This is a genomic window from Streptomyces scopuliridis, assembly GCF_042790125.1.
GTDB lineage: Bacteria > Actinomycetota > Actinomycetes > Streptomycetales > Streptomycetaceae > Streptomyces > Streptomyces scopuliridis_A.
Genome location: NZ_JBHTZS010000038.1, coordinates 48711 through 71625 on the forward strand (window position 1 = coordinate 48711; position 22915 = coordinate 71625).

Sequence of the window (22915 nt, forward strand, 5' to 3'; positions counted from 1 at the left end):
GAGACTGGTCGACCTGATCATGTCGCGTCGGCGGCCCCTTGCCCACCACTTTCTGTAGGGATCCCACAGGGTCCTCACCGAGGCGCTGTCAGGGGTCGATTCTCCGCGACGGGCACGGTACCGATAGGTTTTCGATGTACCAGACAGCTGGAAGACCGCTAGGGAAAGGCTGATCCGTTGAGCCGCTCGGTTCTCGTTACCGGAGGAAACCGGGGCATCGGCCTCGCCATCGCCCGCGCCTTCGCCGACAACGGTGACAAGGTCGCCATCACATACCGGTCCGGCGAGCCGCCGCAGGCCCTGACGGAGCTGGGCTGCCTGGCGGTCCGCTGCGACATCACCGACAGCGAGCAGGTGGAGCAGGCCTACAAGGAGATCGAGGAGAAGCACGGTCCCGTGGAGGTGCTGGTGGCCAACGCCGGTATCACCAAGGACCAGTTGCTGATGCGGATGTCCGAGGAGGACTTCGCCTCGGTGCTCGACACCAACCTCACCGGCACCTTCCGGGTCGTCAAGCGTGCCAACCGCGCCATGCTGCGCGCCAAGAAGGGCCGGGTCGTCCTGATCTCCTCGGTGGTCGGGCTGCTCGGCTCGGCGGGCCAGGCCAACTACGCGGCCTCCAAGGCCGGTCTGGTCGGGTTCGCCCGCTCCCTCGCCCGCGAACTGGGCTCGCGGAACATCACCTTCAATGTCGTCGCGCCCGGTTTCGTCGACACCGACATGACGAAGGTGCTCACCGACGAGCAGCGCGCGGGCATCGTCTCGCAGGTACCGCTCGGCCGCTACGCGCAGCCGGAGGAGATCGCCGCGACGGTGCGGTTCCTCGCCTCCGACGACGCCTCGTACATCACTGGAGCCGTCATTCCCGTTGACGGCGGATTGGGCATGGGTCACTGATCACATGAGTGGAATCCTCGCCGGCAAGCGCATTCTCGTCACGGGTGTACTCACCGAGTCCTCGATCGCCTTCCACGCCGCCAAGGTGGCGCAGGAGGAGGGCGCGGAGGTCATCCTCACCGGCTTCGGCCGGCTCACGCTCGTCGAGCGCATCGCCAAGCGGCTGCCCAAGCCCGCCCCGGTCATCGAGCTGGACGTCACCAACCAGGAGCACCTGGACGGGCTGGCCGACCGGATCCGTGAGATCCAGGGCGAGAGCGGTGCCGGTCTCGACGGCATCGTGCACTCGATCGCCTTCGGTCCGCAGGGCGCCTTCAACTTCCTTGAGGGCACGTGGGAGGACGTCGGCACCGCGGTGCATGTCTCCGCGTACTCGCTCAAGTCGCTGACGACGGCCTGTCTGCCGCTGATGGGGCGCGGCGGCTCGGTCGTCGGGCTGACCTTCGACGCGCAGGTGGCCTGGCCCAAGTACGACTGGATGGGTGTCGCCAAGGCGGCGCTCGAATCCACCAACCGCTATCTCGCCCGTGATCTGGGCGCGCGGAACGTCCGCTGCAACCTGATCTCGGCCGGTCCGCTCAAGTCGATGGCCGCGAAGTCCATTCCGGGCTTCGAGGAGCTCGCGGACGTGTGGAACCACCGCGCCCCGATCGGCTGGGACCTCACCGACCCGGAGCCGGCCGGCCGCGGGATCGTGGGCCTGCTGTCGGACTTCTTCCCGAAGACCACGGGCGAGATCGTCCATGTCGACGGCGGCGTGCACATGATGGGCGCCTGACGCCCGTACGCGTACCCCACTCGTACGCGTGGGCCGGAAGCCGCGCCGCCGTCCAGGAGACGGGGCGCGGCTTCCGTGCGTGAGGGGTCCCGGGAAGCGCCGGCCTGTCACGCGTTCGAGTCGACGCGTTCGAGTCGAAAAGAGCGGCGACGCACCGCACACTGAGCGAACCGGGGTCATCCGGTCGTCGTGGGGGTGGAGGTGTGTGCGTATGCGCCCGCTGCGTCGCCGTACGTCGGCGCTCACAACAGCCGCTCTGCTCACGACGGGGCTCGCGGTCTCCCTGACGGGCGTGCCGAGCGCCGGAGCCGCCGCGAGCCGCGGCGACCCGGACGACCGCTTCCACGCCTCCTGCCGTACGGCCATAGTGGGCTCGCGCGCCACCGCGTCCTGCCACAACCCGTATCCGCAGACCGACCGCATCCGGCTGCATGTGGAGTGCGCGCGCTGGTGGGACATCGACGCCGACAGCGCGCCCGTGGATGTCGGGCCGGCCGGATACGCCGAGCTGACGGACCGGTGCTGGAAGGAGATACGCGAGGTGTGGGTCACCCATGAGCGGCCCTGAACGGCGCTGAGAGGCCCTGAGCGGCTCGCGTCCGGGCGTGGCTCAGACCCGGTCCCCCAGGCAGCCGAGTCCATGGCTCGCGGCCTCGGTCCCCGCCGTCTCCACATCGCCCGCCCGGATCGCCGCCACCAGCCGCGCGTGGTCCATATGGTTCTCGGGCCGCAGCTCCCGCCCCACGTTGTCGCGGAGCTGGTCGCGCAGCAGATGGCCCAGATCCGCGTAGACCGCGGTCAGCACATCGTTGTGCGAGGCCGCGACGACCGCCATGTGCAGGCTCGCGTCGGCCATCACGAACACCTCGGCGTCGCCCGAGGCCCAGGCCTCCTCGCGGCGGGCGAGCAGCGTGTCCAGCTGCCGCAGATCACGCTCCGTACGGCGCTCCGCCGCCATCCGCGCGGCCGACGACTCCAGCGTGGAACGCAGCTCGACGACATGCCGGGGATCGGCGGTCGCGAACCTGCGGTGCATCACCCCCGCCAGCTCGCTGGTCGCGACGACATACGTCCCCGAGCCCTGCCGGATGTCCAGCAGCCCGTTGTGGGCGAGCGCGCGCACCGCCTCGCGGACGGTGTTACGGGCCACGCCGAGCAGCTCGACCAGCTCGGGTTCGGTGGGGATGCGTGAGCCCACCGGCCATTCGCCCGAGGTGATCTGATTCCGCAGCTCGGTGATCACCTGGTCGGAGAGCGCGGAGCGGCGGGGGGAGTTCAGCGGCATGGTTCTCCTCGTCTGTGGACAATCAATCATCCTATGATTCTATGATGGCTCCATGTCCGACGAGCCGCAGACACAGATACAGCAGATACGACCGTCCCCGCCAGCGCCCTCCGGGGCGCCGGCGCCCGCGAAATCCCTGAGCCGGGCGCCGTCCGCGTCCGCGTCCGCCGATTCACCGGGTCCGCGGCCCGGCGTCTGGCTCCCCCGGCTGCTCGTCGTCGGACTCGTGCTCGCCGCCCTCAATCTCCGCCCCGCCATCACCAGCCTCGGCGCGCTGCTCGAAGAGGTGCGGGACGGGCTGCACGTGAGCGGCAGCGTCGCGGGGGTCCTGACCTCCGTACCACCATTCTGCTTCGCCCTGTTCGGCTTCGCGGCGCCCCGGCTGGCCCGGCGCTTCGGTCCCGGCGCGGTCGTCTGCGCGGGCATGGTGGCGATCACGGCCGGGCTGCTCATCCGCCCCTTCGCGGGCGGCACGGCCGGCTTCCTGGCCGCGAGCGCGGTCGCGCTCATGGGGATCGCGGTCAGCAATGTGCTGATGCCGGTGATCGTCAAGCGGTACTTCCCCGACCGCGTCGGCACGATGACCGGGCTGTACTCGATGGCCCTGGCGCTCGGCACCGCCACCGCGGCGGCCGTGACCGTGCCCATGACCGAGGCGCTGGGTGGCAGTTGGCGGACCGGGCTCGGGGTGTGGGCCGTGCTCGCCGCCCTCGCGGTCGTGCCCTGGCTGGGTCTGGTACGGGATCGCGGCGCCGCCTCGGCGCCGCCCTCACCGCCGCACGCGGCCCCGGGGGCGGATCCGGCCACGGTCCCGGCCCGCGCCGCCGCCCCGGCTCCGGGGCTGAGGCTCGGGCGCAGCCGTACCGCCTGGGCGCTCGCTTGCTTCTTCGGCCTCCAGGCCACCGGCGCGTACATCACCATGGGCTGGATGCCGCAGATCTTCCGCGACGCGGGGATCCCGGCGGACACGGCAGGGCTGCTGCTCGCCGTGACCATGGTGATGGGGGTGCCGCTGGCCTTCGTGATCCCCCGGACGGCCGCGCGGATGAAGAACCAGGGCCCGATCGTCGTCGCCCTGGGGCTCTGCGGACTCAGTGCCTACGCGGGTCTGTACTTCGCCCCGGCCGAGGGCGCCTGGCTCTGGGCCGTACTGCTGGGCATCTCGAACTGCTCCTTCCCGCTCGCCCTCACCATGATCGGTATGCGCTCCAGGACGGGTACGGGCGTCGTACGCCTCTCCGCCTTCGCCCAGAGCACCGGCTACCTGATCTCGATCCCGGGCCCGCTGCTGGTGGGCGTCCTGTACCAGCACACCGGCGGCCCGGAGCTGCCGATCGCGCTGATGGCGACGTTCCTGCTGCCGCAGATGGTGGCGGGTGTCGTGGCGGGCAGGGACCGGACGATAGAGGACGAGGCGCGGATGCGAGACTGACCTCATGCCAGTCCTTGACCCGAACCCCCAGAACGGCCAGCGGAAGCTGCTCCTCGTCTTCGGCACGATCATCGGCATCATGGTGGTCATCGGCGTGATCGCCTCCATCGCCAGTCCGTAGTGTGCCGGGGGCGCCCCTGACGTTCCGGGTGCCGTCTTTCCGGTGGCGAGAGAGCCGAAGGGCGCGCCGCTGTCGAAAGGGAGAGCGCGCGGAGGTTCCCGAGGGACGAGGGAATCGAGCACGGTCGACCGTCGACAGTGGCATGAAGCGCCCGGAGGCGAACCGAGCCCTCAAAAAATGGGGGGGTGGGGCTAGCACCACCGTCCCCTAGGGGGCCAGGGTCAGGGTCCAGTGGGTGGGTCACCGGATGGGCACCGGGGGCCATGATCCGTAGGTTTGAGGTACCTCGACAACCGCAGACCCACGGAGGCGGCCATGCCGGCCCGAACCCGCTCCCGGTTCCACCCGTCCGTCTCCTCCGACAGCGTCGAGATCCGGCTGCCGTGGTGGTCCGTGGCGCTGCCCGCGGTCGCCTTCGTCGTGCTATTCCTGCTGATGGCGGATCCTGGACAGGCGCATGCAGCGACGGACGACCCCACGGTGGGGCGGATTCTGGAGCACATCCATCTGACCTTGGGCCGGTAGTACGGGACGGCCGCCGGGCGCGTTCACCCGTGCCGGGGCCGTGCGTCAACACCCTGCGCCCTATGGCGCGTTTCATGCGAAGCTGGGATGCATGAGCGTCGATACAGCCCGCAGGATCGTCCTACTCCGGCACGCGAAGGCCGACTGGCCGGACGTGTCCGACCACGAACGGCCGCTCGCTGATCGCGGCCGCGCGGATGCCTCCGTGGCCGGCCGTCGGCTGGCCGGGACGGGGATCCCCGTCGACCTGGCTCTCTGCTCGACCTCGCTCAGGACGCGCGAGACCTGGAAGCTGGCCGTGCAGGAGCTGCCCCAGCGTCCCAGGACCAGCTATGAGCAGCGGCTCTACGATGCCACCCTCGGTGATCTTCTCGCGCTGCTGAACGAGACGCCCGACGAGGTGAACGATCTGCTACTCGTCGGTCACAACCCGGGTATGCACTCCCTGGCCGACGCGCTCTCGGGCGCGGGGGAGGGCGACACCATCGGCCGGATGACCAGGACCGGATTCCCGACCGCGGCCTTCGCCGTGATCGTCTTCGACGGCAGCTGGAAGTCGGTGGAGCACGGCGTGGGAAAGCTGGTCGATTTCTGGAGCCCGCACGAGTGACCGGGCCGACGGCCGGTAGCCCGGCGGCGGCCGGGAGCAGGCCCGCGAGCACGGAAGAAGGCCCCGGCCCGCGTGCCGGGGCCTTCCCGCGTCTAGGTCCTGTCCGGTCGATCTTCGCGGGCCCACGGCGTCTGGCACCGCGCCTCGCCGCGTTGTCGGAGTCGCCCGAGTACGTCCAGTACACGGGCGATCCTCCGCCTTGCGATGCTCCCCCGTGGCCTGAACGGCACGGGGGTACCCCCTGCACCAGACTGCCGCGGTCTGATCCGCGAAGATCGACCGGACAGGACCTAGCCGCCCTCGCCGTCCGCCGCCTCGACCTCTTCCCGGGTGATGCCCAGCAGGTAGAGCACGGCGTCCAGGAACGGCACGTTCACCGCCGTGTGGGCGGCCTTGCGGACGACGGGCTTGGCGTTGAAGGCCACGCCGAGCCCGGCCGCGTTCAGCATGTCGAGATCGTTCGCGCCGTCGCCGATCGCGACGGTCTGCGCCAGCGGTACCCCCGCCTCGGCGGCGAAGCGGCGCAGCAGCCGGGCCTTGCCCGCGCGGTCCACTATCTCGCCCACCACGCGTCCGGTGAGCTTTCCGTCCACGATCTCCAGCGTGTTGGCGGCGGCGAAATCAAGCCCGAGCTGGTCCTGGAGGGCGTCGGTGACCTGGGTGAATCCGCCGGAGACGACGCCGACTTGGTAGCCGAGCCGCTTGAGCGTACGGATCAGGGTCCGGGCGCCGGGGGTGAGCCGGACCTCGGCCCGTACCTTCTCCACGACCGACGCGTCCAGCCCGGCCAGCAGCGCCACCCGGGCGTGCAGGGACTGCTCGAAGTCCAGCTCCCCGAGCATGGCCCGGGTCGTGACCTCGGCGACCTCGGCCTCGCAGCCGGCATGGGCCGCGAAGAGTTCGATGACCTCGTCCTGGATCAGGGTCGAGTCGACGTCCATCACCACCAGCCGCTGGGCCCGGCGGTGCAGTCCGGCCGAGACGACGGCCACATCGACACCGATCTCGGATCCGGTGGTGGCCAGCGCGGTGCGCAGCGGTTCGGTCTCCACCCCGGACACCGCGAACTCCACTGCGGTGACAGGGTATTTCGCCAGCCGGAAGATCCTGTCGATATTGCCGCCGGTCCCGGTGATGGTGGCCGCTATCACCGCCGTCGACTCCGCGGTCAGCGGGTTGCCGAGCACGGTGACATGGGAACGGCCGCTGCCGCGCGGCCGGTTGTCACCGGTGCCCGAGATGATCTCGGCCTGGAGCTTGAGCGATTCCGTCCAGCTGTGCACGGTCGCGCGCAGTTCGCCCTCGCTGCTGCCGCCCGCGGTCGGCGCGGTGATCAGCGCGCACAGCACGATCCGGCCACGGGTGACGACCTGCTCGATGTCGATCACATCGACGGAGTAGGCGGCGAGGGTGTCGAAAAGCCCGGCGGTGATCCCGGGGCGGTCCTTCCCGAAGATCTTGACGAGAAGGGTGGGGACGTCTGCGGTCCGAGGGGGCTGCGATGCGCTCATGGTGCTTCCACCGTATCGGGCGGACCGCCGGTGCGCGCTGTCTGTCCCGCGTACCGGACAGCGCCCGGAGGGGATCGCCCGCGGGTCTGTGCCGGTGGCGTGAAGTGGGCGTACGGACGGTGGCCGTACGGCGTACGGAGGCTGAAGGCGGACGTGTCACCGAACGGTGCCGCCGGCCCGCCGGCCCCTCCGGACCCCGCCGCCACCATGGCCGTCGTCGGTGGTCCCGCTGGCTTTGTCCCCGTTGCGGTTGTTTCCCGCGCCCTCCTTACCGGGCCGTTACGAGCTTGTGCCGGTATCGCACAAGGCCTGGCTTTCAAACCTGGCTGCGCGCCTGAAATAGTTCCCCACGATGTTCGCCATCCCTAGACTCCCTGCGACGGGGGAAACCGGGGGACAACAAGTGGGGCATGGAGTGCCGGAACTCGTACTGGAATTGAACGGAAGGACCTGGACGCTCGACCCGTCCAGGACATACACCCTCGGACGTGATCCCCAGGGCGACCTGACGATCGACGATGCCAGGGTCTCGTGGCGGCATGCCACCATCAGCTGGGGGGGCCGTGGTTGGGTCATCGAGGACCACGGCAGTACCAACGGCACGTATCTGCACGGTCAGCGCGTTCAGCGGGTGGAGATCGGTCCCGGCTCGGCCGTCCATCTCGGCAACGCCACCGACGGACCCCGGCTGAGCCTCACCGGTACGGCGGCGCAGCAGGTCCCGGCGCAGCAGGCGCCCAGGCAGCCGGCGCCGCAGCAGCAGGGCGGACCCGGTTGGGCACAGCAGCAGCCCCAACACCAGCAGCCCCAGCAGCCGCAGCAGAACTGGCAGCAGGCCCCGTACCAGGCGCAGCCGCAGGCACCGCAGCAGCAAGCACAGCCACAGGCACCACACCAGGCGCAGCCGCAAGCACAGCCACAGGCACCGCAGCAGGGGCACATACCTCCGCAGCAGCACGGTCAAGTACCGCACCAGCGGGGCGCGGGGGCCCCGTCGGCGTACGGCGACCGCAGCCCGACCACCTTCCACCAGTTCTCCCTCGGCCATGTCATGCGCATCGGCCGTGCGCTGGAGAACGAGCTGGTCGTCTCCGACCTCCAGGTCTCGCGTCTGCACGCCGAGTTCACGGCGACGCCCGACGGCCGCTTCCAGATCCGTGACCTCGGATCCCACAACGGCACGTACGTCAACGGCCAGCCGATCGCCAAGTCCGGCACCGTCCTGCTCGGCCCGAACGACATCGTCGGCGTCGGTCACTCCACCTTCCGCCTCGTCGGTGACCGCCTCGAAGAGTTCGTCGACACCGGTGAGGTCTCCTTCTCCGCCCGTCATCTCACGGTGACGGTCGACGGCGGCAAGCAGATCCTCAAGGACGTCTCCTTCGGCGTCCCCGAGAAGTCGCTGATCGCGGTCATCGGCCCCTCGGGCTCCGGCAAGTCCACCCTGCTCAAGGCGCTCACCGGCTACCGCCCCGCCGACCAGGGCGATGTCCTCTACGACAACCGGAATCTGTACAAGCAGTTCGCCGAGCTGCGCCAGCGCATCGGTCTGGTCCCGCAGGACGACATCCTGCACAAGGAACTGACCGTGAAGAAGGCGCTCAAGTACGCCGCCAAACTCCGCTTCCCCGGCGATACCGCCGAGGCCGAGCGCGAGGCCAGGATCGGCGAGGTCCTGGGCGAGCTGAAGCTCGACATCCACAAGGACAAGAAGATCACCTCGCTCTCCGGCGGCCAGCGCAAGCGCGTCTCCGTCGCCCTGGAGCTCCTCACCAAGCCGTCGCTGATCTTCCTGGACGAGCCGACCTCCGGCCTCGACCCCGGCATGGACCGCGATGTCATGCAGCTGCTGCGCGGCCTCGCCGACGACGGCCGTACGGTCCTCGTCGTCACCCACTCCGTGGCCGAGCTGGCGAGCTGCGACAAGCTGCTCGTGATGGCGCCCGGCGGCTCGGTGGCGTACTTCGGCCCGCCCGAGGAAGCGCTCAACTTCTTCGGCTACAGCACCTGGGCCGATGTCTTCTCCGCCTTCGAGAACTACCGCGACTACGACTGGGCGGGCCGCTGGCGCGGCTCGCAGCACTACCAGATGTACGCGGCCGACATCGACGCCGTCGCCGCGCAGTCCGTGGCCATGCCGACGGCGCAGCAGATGCGCCCGCCGAAGCCGCAGAGCTGGGGATCGCAGCTGTGGACGCTGATTCGCCGCTATGTCTCGGTGATCGCGTCCGACAAGGGCTTCATGGGGCTGATGGTGGTCCTGCCCGCCGTGCTCGGTGTGGTCAGCGTCGTCATCCCGGCGAAGTTCGGTCTCGGCCCGCCCGAGGCGCCCGCCAGGTTCAACGGCGCCGCGGGCACGATCATGCTGATCCTCACGGTCGGCATGTGCTTCACGGGCGCCGCCAACTCCGTACGTGAACTGATCAAGGAACGGGTGATCTACGAACGGGAACGGGCCACCGGCCTCTCCCGCTCCGCCTATCTGATGTCCAAGGTCATCACACTCGGAGTGATCACCGCCTTCCAGGGCGTGATCATCTGCGGTATCGGCTTCGCGCCCCGCGTGCTGCCCGCGGAGGGTCTGATCCTGCCGCCGGCCGTCGAGATGTGCCTCGTGGTGATCGCGCTCGGCTTCACCTCGATGATGTTCGGCCTGGTCATCTCCTCGCTGGTGAAGACCGCCGAGAAGACGATGCCGCTGCTGGTCATGTTCGCGATCGTCCAGGTCGTCTTCACCGGCATCCTCTTCCAGCTCTACGACTCACCCGGCCTGGAGCAGTTCGCCTGGCTGATGCCCTCGCGCTGGGCCATCGCGGGCGCGGGCACCACGCTCGACCTCTCCACGCTGATGGCGCCCTGGGAACCGGACGACCCCACCAACCTGGACCCGCTGTGGGAGCACGCGGCGAGCCAGTGGGTCATCAATATCTCGGTCCTGCTGTTCATCGGTGTCGTCTGCGGTGTCGCGGTGTCGCGTCTGCTGCGCCGCCACGAGCCGGAGGTCATGCGCAAGTAGCCACGCGGACCGCGTACGCGTACGCCGAAGGGCGGCACCCCCTGTGCGGGGTGCCGCCCTCCGGCGTTCTGCGTGTGGTGCGCGTCAGCGCGCCGGGCCCTGCCGGGCTCAGTAGGCGCTGTTGACGTTGTCCATCGAGCCGTACTTGTCCGCGGCGTAGTTGGCCGCGGCCACGATGTTGGCGACCGGGTCGTAGATGTCGAACGGCGTGCCCTTGACGTGGTACGCCTTGAACGTCGGCGGGATGACCTGGAGCAGGCCCTTGGACGGGATGCCGTTCTGGGCGTTGATGTCCCAGAGGTTGATCGCCTTCGGGTTACCGCTGGACTCACGGAGAATGTTGCGGTGCAGACCCTCGTACGAGCCGGGGATCTTGTGCTTCTTCATGATGTCCAGGGACTCACGGATCCAGCCGTCCAGGTTGTCCTTGTAGACGGGCTTGCGGACGGTGGAGCGGTTGGCGGCTTCGTCGCCGCGCTTCTTCGCGTCGGCCTTCGCCTTCGCGACGGCCTTCTCCTCGGCCTTCGTCTTCTCCGATGCCGTCTTCTGGGCCACGGCCTGGACCTTGGCCGCCGTGTCGGGGCTGCCGAACTGCTTGGCGATGATCGCGCTCACGGCGGGGGTCCGGCCGTTGTCCGTCGCCGACGTCGACACCGTGGAGGTGACGGGGGACTGGACGGGGGCCTGGGACTCGGCGGCGACAGCCGTGCCGGGAACCAGGGAGAACGTGACCGCGGCGACTCCGGCGGCGGCGACGCCGGCCATGGAAGCCTTCTGGGCCTTGTTCAGACGACTGAGACCAGGGGTGCGTGACGAGAACATAGAGACGAACCTCTTCGAGTAGCGGGAGTCGCGGAGGCCGGATGGCCAGCCTGCTCGGCGGCGACGTCGGCAATTCTTAGCGGTCGCAAAATGCTCTGGCAAAGGTGTGACGTACGACCCCGCATAGTGGAGCAGGGCGCCGAAAAGGCGCCCTGCTCCCGGTTTATGCCAAGCTCACACCCCTCTTTCTGTCGACTAGCGGAGTTCGTAAGTGATGTGCGTCCTATGCCCGGGCTCACATCGGGGGCAGGGCAACCTGACCCGGTGTTGCTTCAGCAACGCGAACCGTGAACGGTCTCGGCCGGGAGCAGGAGATGGACGTCCCCGAACTCGTGCCAGAGGTAGCGCCCGCTCAGGGCCTCCTCGTATCCCCTGGTCAGAGCCGCCTGCCCGGCGATCGCCGCCAGCATCAGCAGATGCGAGGCCCCGGGCTCGTGCAGCCCGGTCAGCAGCCCGTCCACCACTCGCACCCCGCGCCGGGGCGTGATCACCAGCTCCGTCCAGCCGGAGGCGGCCCGCACCACCCCGTCCGGCCCCGCCGCGGACTCCAGGGCCCGCACGGCCGTCGTCCCGACCGCGATGATCCTGCCCCCGTCCGCCGCCACCGCGTTCACCAGCAGGGCCGTGCTCCGCGGCACCTCGAAGCGCTCCGGGTACGGCGGCTCGTGCGCCTCCGCCGACGCCACCCCGGTGTGCAGCGTGACCGGCGCGAACCGCACACCCCGGCTCTTCAGCTCCGCCACCAGCCGCGCCGTGAAGGGCCGCCCGGCACTCGGCATCTCCGCGGAGCCGGCCCCGTCGGGCGAGGGGCGCGCGAAGACCGTCTGATACGCGGAGAGCGGCTGGTCCCGCTCCGTGTACCCGTACCGGATCGGCCGGCCGTGGCGGCCCAGCAGCGCCGGTACGTCCGCACAGGAGACCCGCGCCCACCACAGCCGGGAGCCCCCGGGGGCCAGCGGCTCGTCCAGTACGAGGTGCTCCCCGCCCGGCAGCCGGACCACCGCCCCCGCCGGGCCGCCGGCGCGCGGCAGCGTGGTCCCCGCGCCGCTGTCCGGCCTCGGCGTACGCAGCTCGACCGCCCACCGGCCGTCGTCACCCCGCGTCGAGAAGTGCACGACGATCGGTTCGCCACCCGGATCGGGCCCCAGCCGTCCGCTGACGGCCGCCGGCAGCGTCGCCGACGTATTGACGACCAGCACGTCCCCGGCCCGCAGCTGCCCCGGCAGTCCCCGGAAGGCGTGGTGCGTGACGCTCGTACCCCGGGAGACCAGCAGCCGTACGTCGTCCCTGCCCGACCCGCGCTGCTCCGCCGGGACCCGCGCCGACAGCTCCTCGGGCACCCGCAGCGCCGGCAGGACGCTCACTTCGGCTCCAGGAGTGAGGGGGCCGCGTACCGGCCGCTCACCGGGCGCCGCTCCAGCAGCCGCAGGAAGCCGGGCACCACCGACGCCGGCTCGGGGCGCGGATCCGGGTCGTCGGGCACCGCCGCCGCGTACAGATCCGTGCCCATGTCGCCCGGATCCACCGTCCACACCCGCAGCTCCGGCTCCTCGACCGCGAGCACGGCGGCGAGATGGTCCAGCGCCGCCTTGGACGCCCCGTACCCGCCCCAGGTCTCGTACGCCTCGGCCGCCGCGTCGGAACTCACCGCGATCACCGCGCCCGCCGCACTCGCCCGCAGCAGCGGCAGCGCCTCCTGGACCAGCCCCAGCGCCGCCACCACATTCGTCTCCAGCGCCGCCCGCAGCCCGTCGAGCGGCAGCGCGTCCAGCCGTACGAGCGGCTCCGCGCCCAGCGCGCTGGCGTTGCTCACCACCAGATCGAGCGCCCCCAGCTCCGCCGCCGCGGCCACCAGCTCCGCGCGGTGCCCCGCGTCCGTGACGTCCCCGGCGCACGCTGCCACCCGGGTCCCGTGCGCCCTGACCTCGGTGGCCGTCTCCTCCAGTACGCGCGCGGTCCTGGCGTCCAGCACCAGATCCCAGCCGCGCCGGGCCAGCCCGTCGGCCAGCGCGCGCCCCAGTCCCTTGGAAGCCCCCGTGATGATCGCTACCGGCATGATGTCCGCTCCTTCTCGCTCACGCGCCGCTCTCTCGCCTGACGCGCCCAACGTAGGAAGGGGACGGCCCCCGACGCCTCGTACGCCGGGACCGTCCCACAACGGCACTTCGTCCTACTCCCGGCGCCCTCCCCGCGCCGCAGGACCTAGGTCATCAGCCCTGGTCGCAGCGGATCCCGGGGCCGATACGGTGCGTCCCGCCCGCCGGTACGGTGAAGTCATGAGCCACCGACCCCGCTCCGGCCTCGCGGCCGTGAGCACCGCACTCCTCGCGATGAGCAGGCATCTGGAGGTGCGCGACGTCCTCAAGACGATCGTCGCCTCGGCCCGCGAACTGCTCGACGCCGAGTACGCGGCGCTCGGTGTGCCGGACGATCACGGCGGCTTCGCCCAGTTCGTCGTGGACGGCGTCAGTGACGAGCAGTGGAAGGCCATCGGCCCGCTGCCGCGCCAGCACGGGATCCTCGCCGCGATGCTCCACGAGGAGAAGGCCGAGCGCCTCGCCGACGTGCGCAAGGATCCGCGCTTCGAGGGCTGGCCCTCCGCCCACCCCGATATGTCGGACTTCCTCGGGCTGCCGGTCAGGGACGGTGACGAGACCATCGCCGCCCTCTTCCTCGCGAACAAACGCTGTCCGAAACCGGACGGCGGCTGTGGATTCACCGAGGAGGACGAGGAACTCCTCTCGATCCTCGCCCAGCACGCCGCGATCGCCCTCACCAACGCCCGTCTGTACGAGCGCAGCCGCGAACTCACCATCGCCGAGGAGCGCTCGCGCCTCGCCCACGAGCTCCACGACGCCGTCAGCCAGAAACTCTTCTCGCTGCGGCTGACGGCCCAGGCCGCGGCGGCCCTGGTGGACCGCGATCCGTCCCGGGCCAAGGGCGAGCTCCAGCAGGTCGCCGCCCTCGCCGCGGAGGCCGCGGACGAACTGCGCGCCGCCGTCGTCGAGCTGCGCCCCGCCGCCCTCGACGAGGACGGCCTGGTCCATACGCTCCGTACTCAGATCCAGGTCATGGACCGGGCCCACTCCGCCCGGGTCACCTTCGACACCTGCGGGATACGGGCCCTGCCCGCCGCCCAGGAGGAGGCACTGCTGCGGGTGGCGCAGGAGGCGCTGCACAACGCGCTGCGCCACTCCGGCGGCGACCGCGTCGAGGTCACCCTCGCCCGTCGCGGCCAGGGCGCGGTCCTCGGCATCACCGACAACGGCACGGGCTTCGAACCCCGCGCGGTGCGCCGGGCCGGCCGCCATCTGGGGCTGGTCTCGATGCGCGACCGGGCGGGCGGCGTGGGCGGCAGACTCAGGGTGATATCGGCGCCCGGCCAGGGCACCACGATCGAGATGGAGGTGCCCGGTGGCTGACAGAACGATCCGTGTCCTGCTGGTGGACGACCACCAGGTGGTCAGGCGCGGACTGCGGACGTTCCTGGAGATCCAGGACGACATAGAGGTCGTGGGCGAGGCGTCCGACGGCGCCGAGGGGATCGCCCGCGCCGAGGAACTCCGCCCCGACGTCGTGCTGATGGACATCAAGATGCCGGGCACCGACGGTATCGAGGCGCTGCGCAAGCTCCGTGAACTCGGCAATCCCGCCAGGGTTCTGATCGTCACCAGCTTCACCGAGCAGCGCACGGTGGTCCCCGCGCTGCGCGCCGGTGCCTCCGGTTACGTATACAAGGACGTCGATCCCGAGGCGCTGGCCGGTGCCATCCGCTCCGTACACGCCGGGCATGTACTGCTCCAGCCGGAGGTCGCGGGCGCGCTGCTGGCCCAGGACGAGCCGGGCGCCGGCCAGGGCAGAGGCACCTCGCTCACCGACCGTGAGCGCGAGGTGCTCAGCCTGATCGCCGACGGGCGCTCCAACCGGGAGATCGCCCGTGCGCTGGTGCTCTCCGAGAAGACTGTCAAGACGCATGTCTCGAACATTCTGATGAAGCTGGATCTCTCGGACCGTACGCAGGCGGCCCTCTGGGCCGTGCGACATGGGGTTACGGGCTGAGAGGGCACACGGCCCACAGAATCGGACGATCGTACTCCGGTCTGAGTATTCATACCGTCGGGTGTATGTCACCCACACGGCGCATCCTGATCGTCTTTCGCGCGTTCTTCATGGCGTGCGGCGGCGTACCGCCGCTGTTGTTGATCACACGATTAAGGAACATCCCATGAAGGTTGCCAAGAAGGCCGCCCTGGTCATCGTCACCGCCGGTCTCGCGGCGGGCGCCACCGCCGGAGCCGCGTCCGCCACCGAGGGCGGCGCCCACGCCAACGGCGTCGCGCAGCACTCCCCGGGTGTCGGCTCCGGCAACGCGGTCCAGGTTCCGGTGCACATCCCGGTGAACCTCACCGGCAACACGGTGAACGTGATCGGCCTGCTGAACCCGGCGCTCGGCAACGCCTCGGTCAACCACTGACGCGTCGCGTCACGCGCCGCCGAGCCCCGGTGACCCCCTGGCGGGTGGGTTTCCCGGGCCTCGGCGGCCTTTCTTCTCGTACCAGGGCCCGCGTACGGCCCCCGTATCCACCTCTCAGGAGACGGGCGGCATCCCCCGCTCCCGCTCCTCGACATACGCGTTGTAGGACGCCACCAGCGCCCGTCGCGCGCAGCGTTCCACCGGCCGCAGCGCCTCACCCCGCGCCGCCATCTCCGACGCGCTCACCGCACCGCCGTGCCCGTGCTCGTACGCCAGTGAGACCAGCAGCCCGATCCGCTGCGCCAGTTCGAGCACCCGTACCGCGCGCGGCGGATAGCCGGGCGCCAGCACCTCGCGCCCCCGCTCCGACCGTGCCCGGTAGGCGTCCAGCGCTGCCTCGGCCACCGGCCCCGACGCCGCCACGTCCAGCCGCGAGAGCACGTCCGTCGCCTCCCGCAGCGCCTCCGCCAGTTCGCGTTCCGCCTCACCCAGCGAGGGGACATCCGCCGGGGGCGCCTCCCGTACCGGCAGACAGTGCCAGAGGACCTCGACATGCTGGTCCCCGTCCGGGCCCGCCGCGGAGACCTCGGGGATCAGTCCGTACGGGGCCCCGGCGGCGATCACCGCCTCCTCGGCCTCCAGCGCGCGGGCATTGAACTCCGGCGGGCCGCTGAGCCCCAGCGGATGGCCCGGCGCCGGCAGCGCGATCCGGTACCCGGTCACCCCGAGCGCCCGCAGCCGGCCCAGCGCCAGCGTGAGCCCGACAGGACCGGACTCGCCGGGCAGCCCTTCCACCCGGTGTACGGCGTCGTCGCCGACCACGGCGAGCACAGCGTCGTCCGGCGATACAAACCCGGCCAACAGGGCATTTCCCCATGCGGCCAGCAGTCCTGAGCGTGGTTGCGAAAGCATGGCACCAGCGTAGGGAACGGACCTCACGGCCGGACCCCGCGACGGGTGGCGTAGGTTTTCCTTGGGGGACGCGCCTACAGGCGCACCTGAGACCTCAAGACGATTGCATGGGGAGACAACGCGCTCATGAGCGATGTACTGGAGCTGGTGGACGTATCCGTGGTCCGCGACGGACGCGCTCTGGTGGACGATGTCTCCTGGTCGGTCAAGGAGGGAGAGCGCTGGGTGATCCTCGGCCCCAACGGTGCCGGCAAGACCACCCTGCTCAATCTCGCCTCCAGCTATCTCTTCCCGACCTCCGGCACGGTACGGATCCTCGGCGAGCGGCTCGGCAAGGTCGATGTCTTCGACCTCCGCCCCCGTATCGGCGTCGCGGGCATCGCCATGGCCGAGAAGCTGCCCAAGCGCCAGACGGTCCTGGAGACCGTCCTCACCGCCGCGTACGGCATGACCGCGACCTGGCACGAGGACTACGACGAGGTCGACGAGCAGCGCGCCCGTGCCTTCCTCGACCGCCTCGGCATGACCGAGTACCTGGACCGCAGGTTCGGCACGCTCTCCGAGGGCGAGCGCAAGCGCACCCTGATCGCCCGCGCCATGATGACCGACCCCGAACTGCTGCTCCTGGACGAGCCCGCCGCCGGCCTCGACCTCGGCGGCCGTGAGGACCTGGTGCGCAGACTCGGCCGTCTCGCCCGCGATCCGTACGCCCCCTCCATGATCATGGTCACCCACCATGTCGAGGAGATCGCGCCGGGCTTCACCCATGTCCTCATGATCCGCCAGGGCAAGGTGCTCGCCGCCGGTCCCGTGGAGACCGAACTCACCTCGCGCAACCTCTCGCACTGCTTCGGCCTCCCGCTCGTCATCGAGCGCAACGGCGACCGCTGGACGGCGCAGGGCCTGCCCCTCGGCTGACGTTCAGCCCGTCAACCGCCGTCAGCTGACCGGATATCACCCCTGTCGGGACAGGGACCCCCGCCCCTACCATGACCATGTGGAAATCGACGCATGGGTGTGGTGGCTGATCGGCGCTGTCGGACTGGGCATTCCGCTCGTCATAACGGCGATGCCCGAATTCGGCATGTTCTCGGCCGGAGCGGTCGCCGGAGCCGTCACCGCGGCGCTCGGCGGCGGAGTCGTGGCCCAAGTCCTCGTATTCGTCGTGGTGTCCGTCGCCCTCGTCGCCGTCGTACGTCCCTACGCGGCCCGGCAGCGCGGCGCGAGCCCCGGCTCGGCCACCGGCATCGACGCGCTGAAAGGCCGTCAAGCCGTCGTCCTGGAACGGGTGGACGGCAGAGGTGGCCGGATCAAGCTGGCCGGTGAGGTCTGGTCGGCCCGCGCCTACGACGAGCGAGCCGCGTTCGACCCCGGTCAACAGGTCGATGTGGTCGAGATCGACGGAGCCACCGCCGTGGTGATGTGAGCCAACCCGGCCGAACGGTAAGCACATACGTCCGCGGTCTGAGAAACTGGATCATCAGAACATCCGGCAGCGAAGGGCCCGAGGAACGCGATGCCATCAATCATCATCGTCCTGGTCATCCTGGTGGTGCTTGTATTCATCGCCCTGATCAAGACGATCCAGGTCATCCCGCAGGCGAGCGCCGCCATCGTGGAGCGGTTCGGCCGCTACACCCGAACTCTCAACGCGGGCCTGAACATTGTCGTCCCGTTCATCGACTCGATCCGTAACCGGATCGACCTCCGTGAACAGGTCGTCCCCTTCCCGCCCCAACCGGTGATCACCCAGGACAACCTGGTGGTCAACATCGACACGGTCATCTACTACCAGGTGACCGACGCCCGCGCCGCGACCTACGAAGTCGCCAGCTATATCCAGGCGATCGAGCAGCTCACCGTCACCACCCTGCGCAACATCATCGGTGGCATGGACCTGGAGCGGACCCTCACCTCCCGCGAGGAGATCAACGCGGCCCTGCGCGGCGTCCTCGACGAGGCCACCGGCAAGTGGGGCATCCGCGTCAACCGCGTCGAGCTGAAGGCGATCGAGCCGCCGACCTCCATCCAGGACTCGATGGAGAAGCAGATGCGCGCCGACCGCGACAAGCGCGCCGCGATCCTCACCGCGGAGGGCATCCGCCAGTCGCAGATCCTCACCGCCGAGGGCGAGAAGCAGTCCGCGATCCTGCGCGCCGAAGGTGAGGCCAAGGCAGCCGCCCTGCGCGCCGAGGGCGAGGCCCAGGCGATCCGTACGGTCTTCGAGTCGATCCACGCGGGCGACCCCGACCAGAAGCTGCTCTCGTACCAGTACCTCCAGATGCTCCCCAAGATCGCCGAGGGAGATGCCAACAAGCTCTGGATCGTGCCCAGCGAGATCGGCGACGCACTCAAGGGACTCAGCGGCGCCTTCGGCAACCTGGGAGGTGGCATGCCGGGCTTCGACACCGGCAAGGAGCGCCGCCAGGACCCCCCGCTGGACTGACCGTCCTGCCTCTTCGTGCATGATCGGTGCATCCAGCACCGATCACCGAAGGGCAGCGCACCGTGACCTCCTGGGAGATGCTCGCCGTATTCGCCGCGGGCATCAGCGCCGGAACCATCAACACCATTGTCGGTTCCGGCACGCTGATCACCTTCCCCGTCCTGCTCGCGACGGGCCTCCCGCCGGTCACCGCCACCGTCTCCAACGCCCTTGGCCTGATACCCGGTTCCATCAGCGGAGCCATCGGCTACCGCGCCGAACTCACCGGCCAGCGCCGCCGCGTACTGCGCCTGAGCGCCGCCGCGCTGATCGGCGGGCTCGCCGGGGCCGGACTGCTGCTGACGCTGCCCACGACGGCCTTCGAGACGATCGTGCCCGTCCTGGTCACCATCGCTCTCGTCCTGGTGATCCTCCAGCCCAGGCTGGCCAGATCGGTCCAGGCCCGCCGTGCCCGGAAGGGCACCAGCGCCGGCCCCAACGGCGGGCCGCTCCTGTTCACCGGACTGCTGCTCGCCAGCGTCTACGGCGGCTACTTCACCGCGGCCCAGGGGATCATCTATCTCTCCCTGATGGGCATGCTGCTCGACGACACCCTGCAACGGCTGAACGCGGTGAAGAACATCCTCGCCGCCGTCGTCAACACCGTCGCCGCGCTCTTCTTCCTCTTCGTCGCGGAGTTCGACTGGACCGCGGTCGTCCTCATCGCCGTCGGCTCGGCCATCGGCGGCCAGCTCGGGGCCAAGGTCGGCCGCAAACTGCCCCCCGCGGCGCTGCGCGGGCTGGTCGTGGCGGTCGGGGTGGTCGCCATCGTCCAGCTGCTGGTGCGCCGGTACGGCTGACGGCGGCGCGGGCGTACGGGCGGCGCGGGTACGGGCGGCGCGGGGATACAGGCCCGCCGACAGCCGAAAGCCCGCCCCCCAGCGGGGGAGCGGACCGGCTCGTCTAGGCGGCGGACTGGACCGAGGCCAGCCAGTGCGGCAGCTCCGAACGCTCACCGGCCCGCAGGGACAGCAGCATCGCGTCCGCCGGGGACGGGACGAACGGCTGGTACAGCAGCGGCATCCCCGCCTGCTCCGGCGTACGGTCGGCCTTACGGTGGTTGTCCTCGGCGCAGGAAGCGACCGTATTCAGCCAGCTGTCCGCACCACCCCGGGATCGCGGCACCACATGGTCCACCGTCGTCGCGCGCCTGCCGCAGTACGCGCAACGATGCTGGTCCCGGACCAGCACCCCCCGCCTCGACCACGGAGCCTGTCTTCGGAACGGCACCCGTACATACCGGCAGAGCCTGATCACCCGCGGCACCGGCAGCTCCACCGCGGCGGCACGCACACGCAGATCGGGATGAGCGTGCTCGACAACGGCCTTGTCCTGCAGCACCAGCACCACCGCACGGTGGAGAGTCACCGTCGACAGCGGCTCGAAGCTCGCATTCAGTACCAGCGTGTCCCGCATCCCGCCCACCTCCCGTGTGCCGGCCCGAGCCCCATCGGGAGGCGTCGGGCCTGGATCAACTCTGGCCGGGCACGCCGAGAGGGACAACACAATAAAAAATGCCCTGCCCTGATCTCTCCAAGACCAGGGCAGGGCAAACAAAAGGCAAACGGTCAAAGGGCGGCCGGGGCGGCGTACTCGCCGATGAGCTGCGCACGAGCCAGCGTATGGAACCGCAAATTGAAGCCGACGACCGCGGGCGACGCGTCGCCGTCGGGCCCCAGCCGCTCGCTGTCCACCGCGTACACCGTGAACACATAGCGGTGCGCCGGATCCCCGGGCGGCGGCGCCGCGCCACCGAAGTCCCGCGACCCGTAGTCGTTGCGCGCCTGCACCGCGCCCTCGGGCAGCCCCTCGAACGTCCCGGTGCCCGCACCCACGGGAAGCTCCGTGACCGACGCCGGGATATCGAAGACCACCCAGTGCCAGAACCCGCTGCCGGTCGGCGCGTCCGGATCGAAACAGGTCACGGCGAAGCTCCGGGTCTCCGCCGGGAAGCCTTGCCACCGCAGCTGCGGCGAGGTGTTCCCGGCGGCATGGACCTGGGCGTCCTTGAGCGTCGCTCCGGGCGCGATGTCCTCGCTCACCACGGTGAACGACGGCACCCGCGGATGGAAGTCATGAGGGAGCGGAGCCCTCTTGCCCTCGGTCACGTCTGAACCTCCGAATCGGCTGGTCCTGCCTGGCTGCTCGACAGCTCGACTGCCCGACGGCTCGGCTGCCTTGCGGGGCCGAGCCTAGAGCCTGCGCTCAGAACCAGTTACGACGGCCACCGACCTCGGAGAGCCACTGGTTGAGATAGGCGGACCAGTCGGTGCCCTGGAAGTCATGGAGTCCCACCTGGAACGCCCGGAACGAGTCGCTGCCCTCGGTGAACAGACCCGGCTTCTTGTCCATCTCCAGGATGACGTCCATCTCGCGGTCGTCCGCGACGAAGGACAGCTCGACCTGGTTCAGCCCGCGGTACTGCTGCGGCGCGAAGAACTCGATCTCCTGGTAGAACGGCAGCCGCTGGCGCGTCCCGCGGATATGACCGCGCTCCATGTCCGCGCTCTTGAAGCGGAAGCCCAGCCGGATGAAGGCGTCCAGGATCGCCTGCTGCGCCGGCAGCGGGTGGACATTGATCGGGTCCAGATCGCCGGAGTCCAGCGCCCGCGCGATCTCCAGCTCCGTGATCACACCGATGTCCATCCCGCGCAGCGACTGACCGTCGATCGTCGTGATCGGCGTCTCCCAGGGGATCTCCAGACCGAACGGCACCACATGGACGGCCCCGGCCTGTACCTCGAAGGCGCCACCGATGTTCTGCTTGGTGAACTCGATGTTCTGCTTGGTCTCCTGGTCGCCGCCCTCGACCTCGACGCGCGCCTGGAGCCCGACATTGAGCCCTTCGATCTGCTGGTTCACGGATCCGCCCTGGAGCCGCACCTCGCCCTGAACGACCCCGCCGGGGACGACGTTCAACTCGGTCAGCTCCGTCTCGACGGACGCTCCACCGGCGCCCAGGCTCGCGAGCAGCTTCTTGAAGCCCATGTTCACTCCTTCTAGATCCTGACCTCTACATACGCGCCCCGACCGTATTCGGTTCCCCGGTAGGCTCGTACGCCATGACGGAGAGCCCCGACCGCAGGCCGCTGCCCCGCGCCTTCTTCGACCGGCCGGTCCTGGAGGTCGCACCGGACCTCCTGGGCCGCACGTTGATACGGGACACGGACGACGGTCCCATCGAACTCCGGCTGACTGAAGTAGAGGCGTACGCGGGCGCGGTCGACCCGGGTTCGCACGCCTTCCGCGGCCGCACGGCCCGCAACGCGGTGATGTTCGGCCCGCCCGGTCACGCCTATGTCTACTTCACCTACGGGATGTGGCACTGCCTCAACCTGGTATGCGGCCCGGAGGGCATGGCGAGCGGGGTCCTGCTGCGGGCCGGCCGGATCGGCGTGGGCGCCGAACTGGCCCGCAAACGTCGAATCTCGGCCCGTCACGACAGAGAACTGGCCAAAGGCCCGGCCCGTCTGGCCACCGCCCTCGATGTCGACCGCGCCCTGAACGGAACGGACGTCTGCGCCGGCCCCGACGCGCCGCTGTCGATACTCGTCGGTACGCCCGTCCCGGCTGACCAGGTCCGCAGCGGCCCGCGCACCGGAGTCGGCGGCGACGGCGCGGTTCACCCCTGGCGCTTCTGGATCGACGGAGACCCCTCGGTGAGCCCCTATCGCGCCCACGCGCCACGTAAACGTCGAACTTGACTCGTGCTGTTCATCCGCCTAACGTAGCCCGAGCCGCTTTCAACGGGTCCTGCTGTTCAGCAGTCTCCGAGGCGGCCATCCATTACTTTCGACCACACCCTGAGGGTGCGGATTCGGCATGCCGAAATCCGGGCTCCATGGCTCGATTATGAGCCGGGCAGGGATTCGGTTAAAGTAATGAACAGCCGAAAGGCAAAAGGCCAGTCCAAAGGCCATCAGAATTCTTGAGGCGGAACACGCCGAATGAATCTGATAGAGTCGGAAACGCAAGACCGAAGGGAAAAGCCCGGAGGAAAGCCCGAGAGGGTGAGTACAAAGGAAGCGTCCGTTCCTTGAGAACTCA

General features: G+C 69.8%; 25 protein-coding genes. 16 read left to right on the forward strand and 9 right to left on the reverse strand.

The annotated features are described in order from the left end of the window. Positions 1–177: 177 nt before the first annotated feature. The 3 genes from fabG (at position 178) to ACFRKB_RS34490 (ending at position 2243) form a co-directional block, all read left to right on the forward strand. On the forward strand, positions 178–897 hold the full coding sequence (fabG, locus tag ACFRKB_RS34480) for a 3-oxoacyl-[acyl-carrier-protein] reductase (RefSeq protein ID WP_329826278.1): 720 nt from the start codon (positions 178–180) through the stop codon (positions 895–897). A 4-nt stretch (positions 898–901) separates the two neighbouring features. Continuing rightward, positions 902–1675, forward strand: coding sequence for an enoyl-ACP reductase FabI (fabI, locus tag ACFRKB_RS34485; RefSeq protein ID WP_383110552.1), 774 nt, complete (start codon positions 902–904; stop codon positions 1673–1675). A 211-nt stretch (positions 1676–1886) separates the two neighbouring features. After that, positions 1887–2243 carry a hypothetical protein gene (locus ACFRKB_RS34490; protein ID WP_383110553.1) on the forward strand — a complete coding sequence of 119 codons (357 nt, stop codon included), beginning with the start codon at positions 1887–1889 and terminating at the stop codon, positions 2241–2243. Between the two features lie 42 nt (positions 2244–2285). Here the strand turns inward: ACFRKB_RS34490 and ACFRKB_RS34495 are convergent, their stop codons facing one another. Then, a complete protein-coding gene (locus ACFRKB_RS34495; protein ID WP_383110554.1) occupies positions 2286–2960 on the reverse strand; it encodes a FadR/GntR family transcriptional regulator in 675 nt (224 codons plus the stop codon). A gap of 52 nt (positions 2961–3012) precedes the next feature. Between ACFRKB_RS34495 and ACFRKB_RS34500 the strand changes: the two genes are divergently transcribed. The 4 genes from ACFRKB_RS34500 to ACFRKB_RS34515 all read left to right on the forward strand — a co-directional run bounded on the left by ACFRKB_RS34500 (position 3013) and on the right by ACFRKB_RS34515 (position 5648). Next, positions 3013–4392, forward strand: a complete 1380-nt coding sequence (locus ACFRKB_RS34500) for a CynX/NimT family MFS transporter (protein ID WP_383110555.1) — start codon at positions 3013–3015, stop codon at positions 4390–4392. Positions 4393–4396: 4 nt separating this feature from the next. Continuing rightward, positions 4397–4513, forward strand: coding sequence for an SGM_5486 family transporter-associated protein (locus ACFRKB_RS34505; protein WP_365974107.1), 117 nt, complete (start codon positions 4397–4399; stop codon positions 4511–4513). Between the two features lie 315 nt (positions 4514–4828). Beyond that, a complete protein-coding gene (locus ACFRKB_RS34510; RefSeq protein ID WP_383110556.1) occupies positions 4829–5038 on the forward strand; it encodes a hypothetical protein in 210 nt (69 codons plus the stop codon). Between the two features lie 91 nt (positions 5039–5129). Next, complete coding sequence (locus ACFRKB_RS34515; protein ID WP_383110557.1) at positions 5130–5648, forward strand: SixA phosphatase family protein; 519 nt, start codon at positions 5130–5132, stop codon at positions 5646–5648. Between the two features lie 290 nt (positions 5649–5938). On the opposite strand, the gene serB is transcribed toward ACFRKB_RS34515, so the two are convergent. Then, positions 5939–7159: a phosphoserine phosphatase SerB gene (gene serB, locus ACFRKB_RS34520; RefSeq protein WP_383110558.1), complete on the reverse strand. Its 1221-nt coding sequence runs from the start codon at positions 7157–7159 to the stop codon at positions 5939–5941. Between the two features lie 403 nt (positions 7160–7562). Between serB and ACFRKB_RS34525 the strand changes: the two genes are divergently transcribed. Continuing rightward, the gene (locus ACFRKB_RS34525; RefSeq protein WP_383110559.1) at positions 7563–10175 is read left to right on the forward strand and encodes an ABC transporter ATP-binding protein/permease; all 2613 of its coding nucleotides are present in this window, start codon (positions 7563–7565) and stop codon (positions 10173–10175) included. A gap of 108 nt (positions 10176–10283) precedes the next feature. Here the strand turns inward: ACFRKB_RS34525 and ACFRKB_RS34530 are convergent, their stop codons facing one another. The 3 genes from ACFRKB_RS34530 to ACFRKB_RS34540 form a co-directional block, all read right to left on the reverse strand. Next, complete coding sequence (locus ACFRKB_RS34530; RefSeq protein WP_383110560.1) at positions 10284–10997, reverse strand: transglycosylase SLT domain-containing protein; 714 nt, start codon at positions 10995–10997, stop codon at positions 10284–10286. A 272-nt stretch (positions 10998–11269) separates the two neighbouring features. Then, positions 11270–12361 (reverse strand): S-adenosylmethionine:tRNA ribosyltransferase-isomerase, encoded by a 1092-nt coding sequence (locus ACFRKB_RS34535; RefSeq protein ID WP_383110561.1) that lies wholly within the window; start codon positions 12359–12361, stop codon positions 11270–11272. Further along, complete coding sequence (locus tag ACFRKB_RS34540; RefSeq protein ID WP_383110562.1) at positions 12358–13053, reverse strand: SDR family NAD(P)-dependent oxidoreductase; 696 nt, start codon at positions 13051–13053, stop codon at positions 12358–12360. The genes ACFRKB_RS34535 and ACFRKB_RS34540 overlap by 4 nt, the downstream gene beginning before the upstream one ends. A 220-nt stretch (positions 13054–13273) precedes the next feature. Between ACFRKB_RS34540 and ACFRKB_RS34545 the strand changes: the two genes are divergently transcribed. The 3 genes from ACFRKB_RS34545 to ACFRKB_RS34555 all read left to right on the forward strand — a co-directional run bounded on the left by ACFRKB_RS34545 (position 13274) and on the right by ACFRKB_RS34555 (position 15471). Beyond that, positions 13274–14419 (forward strand): GAF domain-containing sensor histidine kinase, encoded by a 1146-nt coding sequence (locus ACFRKB_RS34545; RefSeq protein WP_383110563.1) that lies wholly within the window; start codon positions 13274–13276, stop codon positions 14417–14419. Beyond that, on the forward strand, positions 14412–15056 hold the full coding sequence (locus tag ACFRKB_RS34550) for a response regulator (protein WP_383110564.1): 645 nt from the start codon (positions 14412–14414) through the stop codon (positions 15054–15056). The genes ACFRKB_RS34545 and ACFRKB_RS34550 overlap by 8 nt, the downstream gene beginning before the upstream one ends. A gap of 166 nt (positions 15057–15222) precedes the next feature. Next, entirely contained in the window at positions 15223–15471 is a 249-nt protein-coding gene (locus ACFRKB_RS34555) for a chaplin (protein WP_249950544.1), read from the forward strand. Positions 15472–15585: 114 nt separating this feature from the next. Here ACFRKB_RS34555 and ACFRKB_RS34560 read toward each other — a convergent pair whose 3' ends face one another. After that, complete coding sequence (locus tag ACFRKB_RS34560; protein WP_383110565.1) at positions 15586–16383, reverse strand: hypothetical protein; 798 nt, start codon at positions 16381–16383, stop codon at positions 15586–15588. Between the two features lie 126 nt (positions 16384–16509). Here ACFRKB_RS34560 and ACFRKB_RS34565 point away from each other — a divergent pair, with 126 nt between their 5' ends. From ACFRKB_RS34565 to ACFRKB_RS34580, 4 genes are all read left to right on the forward strand, one after another. Further along, on the forward strand, positions 16510–17301 hold the full coding sequence (locus ACFRKB_RS34565; protein ID WP_383110566.1) for an ABC transporter ATP-binding protein: 792 nt from the start codon (positions 16510–16512) through the stop codon (positions 17299–17301). Positions 17302–17380: 79 nt separating this feature from the next. After that, positions 17381–17809: an NfeD family protein gene (locus ACFRKB_RS34570; protein ID WP_365974119.1), complete on the forward strand. Its 429-nt coding sequence runs from the start codon at positions 17381–17383 to the stop codon at positions 17807–17809. A gap of 90 nt (positions 17810–17899) precedes the next feature. Continuing rightward, positions 17900–18829, forward strand: a complete 930-nt coding sequence (locus tag ACFRKB_RS34575) for an SPFH domain-containing protein (protein WP_129769718.1) — start codon at positions 17900–17902, stop codon at positions 18827–18829. 62 nt (positions 18830–18891) lie between these two features. Further along, complete coding sequence (locus ACFRKB_RS34580) at positions 18892–19668, forward strand: sulfite exporter TauE/SafE family protein (protein ID WP_383110567.1); 777 nt, start codon at positions 18892–18894, stop codon at positions 19666–19668. A gap of 103 nt (positions 19669–19771) precedes the next feature. Here ACFRKB_RS34580 and ACFRKB_RS34585 read toward each other — a convergent pair whose 3' ends face one another. The 3 genes from ACFRKB_RS34585 to ACFRKB_RS34595 form a co-directional block, all read right to left on the reverse strand. Continuing rightward, complete coding sequence (locus ACFRKB_RS34585; RefSeq protein WP_383110568.1) at positions 19772–20284, reverse strand: HNH endonuclease; 513 nt, start codon at positions 20282–20284, stop codon at positions 19772–19774. A 152-nt stretch (positions 20285–20436) separates the two neighbouring features. Continuing rightward, entirely contained in the window at positions 20437–20976 is a 540-nt protein-coding gene (locus ACFRKB_RS34590; protein WP_383110569.1) for a YbhB/YbcL family Raf kinase inhibitor-like protein, read from the reverse strand. Between the two features lie 97 nt (positions 20977–21073). Next, the gene (locus ACFRKB_RS34595) at positions 21074–21856 is read right to left on the reverse strand and encodes a sporulation protein (protein WP_383110570.1); all 783 of its coding nucleotides are present in this window, start codon (positions 21854–21856) and stop codon (positions 21074–21076) included. A 74-nt stretch (positions 21857–21930) separates the two neighbouring features. Here ACFRKB_RS34595 and ACFRKB_RS34600 point away from each other — a divergent pair, with 74 nt between their 5' ends. Further along, a complete protein-coding gene (locus ACFRKB_RS34600) occupies positions 21931–22572 on the forward strand; it encodes a DNA-3-methyladenine glycosylase (protein ID WP_383110571.1) in 642 nt (213 codons plus the stop codon). Positions 22573–22915 lie beyond the last annotated feature (343 nt).

What these genes read in the sequence shown, in the direction of transcription:
- fabI (WP_383110552.1), top strand. Translation starts at nt 902, where the DNA reads ATGAGTGGAATCCTCGCCGGCAAGCGCATTCTCGTCACGGGTGTACTC.
- ACFRKB_RS34490 (WP_383110553.1), top strand. Translation starts at nt 1,887, where the DNA reads ATGCGCCCGCTGCGTCGCCGTACGTCGGCGCTCACAACAGCCGCTCTG.
- ACFRKB_RS34495 (WP_383110554.1), bottom strand. Translation starts at nt 2,960, where the DNA reads ATGCCGCTGAACTCCCCCCGCCGCTCCGCGCTCTCCGACCAGGTGATC.
- ACFRKB_RS34500 (WP_383110555.1), top strand. Translation starts at nt 3,013, where the DNA reads ATGTCCGACGAGCCGCAGACACAGATACAGCAGATACGACCGTCCCCG.
- ACFRKB_RS34505 (WP_365974107.1), top strand. Translation starts at nt 4,397, where the DNA reads ATGCCAGTCCTTGACCCGAACCCCCAGAACGGCCAGCGGAAGCTGCTC.
- ACFRKB_RS34510 (WP_383110556.1), top strand. Translation starts at nt 4,829, where the DNA reads ATGCCGGCCCGAACCCGCTCCCGGTTCCACCCGTCCGTCTCCTCCGAC.
- ACFRKB_RS34515 (WP_383110557.1), top strand. Translation starts at nt 5,130, where the DNA reads ATGAGCGTCGATACAGCCCGCAGGATCGTCCTACTCCGGCACGCGAAG.
- serB (WP_383110558.1), bottom strand. Translation starts at nt 7,159, where the DNA reads ATGAGCGCATCGCAGCCCCCTCGGACCGCAGACGTCCCCACCCTTCTC.
- ACFRKB_RS34530 (WP_383110560.1), bottom strand. Translation starts at nt 10,997, where the DNA reads ATGTTCTCGTCACGCACCCCTGGTCTCAGTCGTCTGAACAAGGCCCAG.
- ACFRKB_RS34540 (WP_383110562.1), bottom strand. Translation starts at nt 13,053, where the DNA reads ATGCCGGTAGCGATCATCACGGGGGCTTCCAAGGGACTGGGGCGCGCG.
- ACFRKB_RS34545 (WP_383110563.1), top strand. Translation starts at nt 13,274, where the DNA reads ATGAGCCACCGACCCCGCTCCGGCCTCGCGGCCGTGAGCACCGCACTC.
- ACFRKB_RS34555 (WP_249950544.1), top strand. Translation starts at nt 15,223, where the DNA reads ATGAAGGTTGCCAAGAAGGCCGCCCTGGTCATCGTCACCGCCGGTCTC.
- ACFRKB_RS34560 (WP_383110565.1), bottom strand. Translation starts at nt 16,383, where the DNA reads ATGCTTTCGCAACCACGCTCAGGACTGCTGGCCGCATGGGGAAATGCC.
- ACFRKB_RS34565 (WP_383110566.1), top strand. Translation starts at nt 16,510, where the DNA reads ATGAGCGATGTACTGGAGCTGGTGGACGTATCCGTGGTCCGCGACGGA.
- ACFRKB_RS34575 (WP_129769718.1), top strand. Translation starts at nt 17,900, where the DNA reads ATGCCATCAATCATCATCGTCCTGGTCATCCTGGTGGTGCTTGTATTC.
- ACFRKB_RS34585 (WP_383110568.1), bottom strand. Translation starts at nt 20,284, where the DNA reads ATGCGGGACACGCTGGTACTGAATGCGAGCTTCGAGCCGCTGTCGACG.
- ACFRKB_RS34595 (WP_383110570.1), bottom strand. Translation starts at nt 21,856, where the DNA reads ATGGGCTTCAAGAAGCTGCTCGCGAGCCTGGGCGCCGGTGGAGCGTCC.
- ACFRKB_RS34600 (WP_383110571.1), top strand. Translation starts at nt 21,931, where the DNA reads ATGACGGAGAGCCCCGACCGCAGGCCGCTGCCCCGCGCCTTCTTCGAC.